General features: G+C 48.6%; 4 protein-coding genes and 1 tRNA gene. 1 reads left to right on the top strand and 4 read right to left on the bottom strand.

Going from position 1 to position 3,907, the window contains the following annotated elements; all coding sequences use genetic code 11:
- Positions 1 to 84 precede the first annotated feature (84 nt).
- The 4 genes from VN429_RS03480 to VN429_RS03465 all read right to left on the bottom strand — a co-directional run bounded on the left by VN429_RS03480 (position 85) and on the right by VN429_RS03465 (position 2,213).
- On the bottom strand, positions 85 to 330 hold the full coding sequence (locus tag VN429_RS03480; protein ID WP_325629836.1) for a hypothetical protein: 246 nt from the start codon (positions 328 to 330) through the stop codon (positions 85 to 87).
- Entirely contained in the window at positions 327 to 503 is a 177-nt protein-coding gene (locus VN429_RS03475) for a hypothetical protein (protein WP_325629834.1), read from the bottom strand. The genes VN429_RS03480 and VN429_RS03475 overlap by 4 nt, the downstream gene beginning before the upstream one ends.
- Before the next feature lie 236 nt (positions 504 to 739).
- Positions 740 to 1,921, bottom strand: coding sequence for a bifunctional 5,6,7,8-tetrahydromethanopterin hydro-lyase/3-hexulose-6-phosphate synthase (locus VN429_RS03470; RefSeq protein ID WP_325629832.1), 1,182 nt, complete (start codon positions 1,919 to 1,921; stop codon positions 740 to 742).
- A 126-nt stretch (positions 1,922 to 2,047) separates the two neighbouring features.
- A tRNA-Trp gene (locus tag VN429_RS03465) sits at positions 2,048 to 2,213 on the bottom strand.
- Between the two features lie 105 nt (positions 2,214 to 2,318).
- Here VN429_RS03465 and VN429_RS03460 point away from each other — a divergent pair.
- Positions 2,319 to 3,907 (top strand): AMP-binding protein (locus tag VN429_RS03460; protein ID WP_325629830.1); only part of this gene is annotated, 1,589 nt, incomplete at its 3' end.

The following is a 3,907-nucleotide window of genomic DNA, read 5'->3' as shown; positions in this document are numbered from 1 at the left end:
CTTCATTACCGATGTGACTATGTGAAGAAAGGAAAAAGAAGGGAGGGATTGAAAAAATTTTGCCGAGACTCAATACCAATTAACCTACAGCCGAACCCACTTGAGCAGTCCGGATAACTGACTGATATGATCCATCGAAGTAGCTGCGAGAGCGAGCGGATCAATCGTAACCGACTCGTCTTCCTGCTCCTGGATGGATGTTACCGCCAGGGCAGCGAACTCCATAAATTCAGAAGCGAGTTTCAGGTACTGACGGTACACCAGGATAGCAGTTATCCCGTTGATCCCCGTTGCACCGCCGAGAAACCTGCTTACAATCTCCCAGATCATAATCTCCCCCCATATTTCACAAAGTCGTGAATCGTCATGTTCCCGGATACGAATCCTGAAGATCTCATCGTGCTGTTTCCAACCACATAAGATCCAAAGGACATCATACCGCCGGTAAGACCAGAACCAGCCACCCGCGAAGTTGCATGCCGTCCCTTACTTAATATCCCCATTAATAGAGTTCAGATTCCGGCTCCCGGTTCAAAACATACTTCGTGAACACACACGCGATGGTGTCAGGAAGAGCAGTAACCCCCCTCCCGGAAACATAATCAGAAACCAGGATCGGACCGGAACTCGTTACAGAGATCGATAATATTATCGAGAAAACTGGATCGTCCTAATAATAAAACCACCAAGGGACAAAAAAGAGAACCAAAAAGAACCGCGGAGCGGTTATAAAAAATTTTTAGAAATCGGTCATAATTCTGAACTGATCGATCTCTTCCTTGTTCAGTTGTTCAAGGAACTCTTCAGCTGCATGATGAACATCCTTGCTTGCGGTGATTGCCCGACCGACAACCAGGATATCAGCACCTGACTTCAGGGCTTCCTTGACTACTGGTACCCGGATACCTCCGGCAGTTGCTACCAGAAGTTTTCCGCCGGCTGCTGCTTTCATCTCTTTGATGTTGCCCCATGCATATGCAGTAGACTCAGCATCAATAGCACGATGAAGTTCTACGATATCAGGCTTGACTGCAAGGCCCTTGATCAGGCTTACTGGATCAGTCACGTTGAGCATATCAATGACTGAGTAGATACCGGTCTTGCGTGCTTCCTCAATTGCTTTCTCAATAGTGCTTGTCGGAGCAAGACCTGACATCACCACTGCATCTGCAGAGGCATCTGCTGCCATCCTTGCCTCAAGGTTCCCGGTGTCAAGAATCTTCATGTCCGCAACGATGAAAGAATTCGGCTTGACGGCCCGAATCTCATTGAGCACATTGAGGCCGAACTTCTTGATGAGTGGCGTTCCAGCCTCAATGATCAAGTGATCATTTTCAGGCAGTGCCGAGAGGACAGATTTCAGTTTGCCAAGATCAACAATATCAAGCGCAACCTGAAGATATGGCGGATCCCACAGCCTTGGAACCTTGAATCCCATAACAGCATGAGCTGCACGGTCCTTCTCATGAATGAGAGTCTTTTCATCAGGGAACTGCTCAAATGCACGGTTCAGAGCAAGTTTGACTGCCCCATAGTTATACCGGTAGATCCTGTTGTAGTCTTTAGCTTCTGGACTCAGAAACGCACTTGCCAGGATGACGAGATCATTAAGATCCTGCCCGGCGAAGACACCTTCCTCGACACAGTCTGCAACAGCCTTAGCGACTGCAGCCTGAACGGGACCAAACATCTGGGTAACCTGGGCACCGGTCTTCAGGGTTACCTTCGGGATAACCAGTGTTGCGGGCTTGGTAAGCAGGTTCGGCCTGATAACCGCGAGAAGAGGGGTGTGTCCTGCTGACAACTGGGAGAGTGAGTTGGCAAACGCTGTACCGACTGGGCCATTCTTATCCCCGATAAGGAGGTCGATATGGGCCAGTTCAGCACCGTCACCTATGAGTGCTTCGCCTATGAGATACATCTGTATTCCTTCCGCGTATATATCAGCGAATGATCTATAAGACACCTGTCGCCAGAAAAAATCATGACAATATCTAGAGATAAATCTGAAAATTACAGAATTAGTTGCAGAGTGGTTTCAAAAACGTGGGGTCGGTGAGATTTGAACTCACGATCGACAGGTCTCTCCGTTATGCTCCCAAGCATCAGTGCTCCAACGGATCATCACTAAATCAGAAGACCCATTTGTCATCATCTGCCGGAATACAAAGACCGCTGGAGCCTGTCGCCATGCCGGACTAGGCCACGACCCCGTGTGCTCGTATAGGTAATTCATCAACTCACTTAAGACTTATGATCATCTATGGCCATACCCTCTGACGCGAGGGATAAATCTCCGCACTGTTTAGTACTATGCAATGGCTGATCAAAAAGCGCCTGAGCTGAGTTACTCATGCGGAACAGCTGACTTCCCGTTGATGGGAGCAACTATCGGAGAGATGCTGGATCAGGTCTGTGCCAGACAACCTGATGTTGAGGCACTAGTAGCGCCATTCCAGAACGTTCGTCTCACCTATCGTCAGTTCAGGAATGAGGTTGACCGTATTGCCCGTGGCCTCATGGCAATGGACATCAACAAAGGTGACCGGGTCGGTATCTGGGCGATGAACTATGCCGAATGGACCATGGTCCAGTTCGCAACCGCGAAGATCGGGGCGATCATGGTGAACATAAATCCCGCATACCGGACATTTGAGCTTGATTATTGCCTGAAGCAGTCAGAGGTTAAATTACTCATACTCCAGGGACGGTTCAAAACCTCAGATTATGTCGGAATGTTTTATGAAGCCTGCCCGGAGGCATATGAATCACGGCCAGGACGGCTTTTATCTGAGAAGTTCCCATTCCTTAAGACAATAATATTCATGGGAGAAATTCCCTACAACGGCATGTACAGCTGGAGTGAACTGCTCAGACGCGGTGAGTCAATAAGCCCAGAGGAACTTGAGGAGCGTGCAGCATCCCTTACCTTCGATGACCCTATCAATATCCAGTATACATCAGGAACAACAGGATACCCCAAGGGAGTTGTTCTCACCCATCATGGAGTGATGAACAACGGGTACATGATCGGGAAGGGTATGGGCTTTACTGAAAAAGACCGGCTCTGCATCCCGGTTCCCTTTTATCACTGCTTTGGAATGGTTCTCTCAAATATGGCATGTACAACAAACGGAGCAACGATGGTTATTCCAGCCCCGACATTTGATCCTGAAGAGGTTCTCAAGACCATTGAAGCAGAACGGTGCACTGCGGTCCATGGAGTGCCCACCATGTTTATCGCTGAACTGCGGCACCCTGAATTTGCCAAGTATGATCTCAGATCACTCAGAACCGGGATCATGGCTGGATCGCCATGTCCAATCGAGGTCATGAAAGAGGTATCTACCAAGATGCACATGTCAGAAGTAGTCATCGTCTACGGGCAGACTGAGACCTCACCAGGTGTAACCATGACCACCACTAAAGATCCCATAGAAAAGCGGGTTACAACAGTGGGCCGTGTTTTTCCACATACAGAACTTAAGATCGTGGATCCAGAGACCAAAAAAATTGTCCAGAAAGGAGAGATTGGGGAGATCTGTGCCAGGGGATACATGGCAATGCGGTGTTACTACAACAACCCGACAGCCACCCGGCAGATCAAGGACGATAACGGATGGATACACACCGGAGATCTGGGCTCATTCGATAAGGAAGGGTATGTGCATATCGAAGGAAGACTCAAAGACATGGTTATCCGTGGCGGTGAGAATATTTACCCACGCGAGATTGAGGAGTTCCTGCATCAACATCCGAAGATTGCTGACGTGTACGTGATCGGTGTGCCTGATGAGAAATATGGTGAGGAACTAATGGCATGGATCGTACTTGAAAAAGATGCTGCCCTGACTGAACAGGAGGTCAAAGAGTACTGCACAGGAAAGATTGCCAGATATAAAATACC

The organism is Methanospirillum sp., assembly GCF_035560735.1.
GTDB lineage: Archaea > Halobacteriota > Methanomicrobia > Methanomicrobiales > Methanospirillaceae > Methanospirillum.
This window is presented reverse-complemented; position numbering and strand designations above follow the sequence as displayed.

Coding starts and splice junctions, on each gene's coding strand:
- VN429_RS03480 (WP_325629836.1), bottom strand. CDS start 330: ATGATCTGGGAGATTGTAAGCAGGTTTCTCGGCGGTGCAACGGGGATC.
- VN429_RS03470 (WP_325629832.1), bottom strand. CDS start 1,921: ATGTATCTCATAGGCGAAGCACTCATAGGTGACGGTGCTGAACTGGCC.
- VN429_RS03475 (WP_325629834.1), bottom strand. CDS start 503: ATGGGGATATTAAGTAAGGGACGGCATGCAACTTCGCGGGTGGCTGGT.